General features: G+C 41.3%; 1 protein-coding gene. It reads right to left on the bottom strand.

Features of this window, described 5'->3' with window-relative positions; genetic code table 11:
* Positions 1-579, bottom strand: a 579-nt coding sequence (locus ACFIO3_RS15235) for a DEAD/DEAH box helicase family protein (protein WP_375704800.1), incomplete at both ends; no start/stop codon positions are given.

Below are 579 nucleotides of genomic sequence, written 5' to 3'. Positions count from 1 at the left end.
TTCATTCTGAACGGCTTTTGAGAAAGTATAGGTATAAAGCTCTTTTCCATAGAGCTCTTCATCATCCATAGACGCTAGAACAGCATTGATCTCATCGGCTTTCTTTTTGGCATCATCAGTAAAGATCTTAGGCGTTGCTGTCATATACAGACGTTTTTTGCCTTGAATGATGCTGTTATCGTGAACCTTGATAAAATCAGATTCATTGTCGTCAGTTCCCAATGAAGCCCCAGTGGTTCTATGGGCTTCATCGCAAATGATCAGATCAAATTCGGATAAATCATACTTTTTTTGCGCATCCGAAATCACTTGGATTGAATGGTAAGTAGAAAACACCACGGTCATCAGATCATGTGAAACCTTACCCGCTTTGCTAGCCAGTTCTTTTGCATCCGTTGTTGCAGGCAAGGCAAGATCAGAGCTATCAAATTCAAGAGCATCATTTTTATTATTCTTACGACGCTTACCCACTTGTGTATCCGAACACACGGCAAAGGAACGCAAAGGCACTTCTGTATCTTCTGTCCATTCACGAATTGTTTGAGAGATAAGAGCGAGAGAGGGCACCAGAAACAATAC

The sequence above is a fragment of the Bartonella sp. AD328YNZD genome, assembly GCF_042196425.1.
This window is presented reverse-complemented; position numbering and strand designations above follow the sequence as displayed.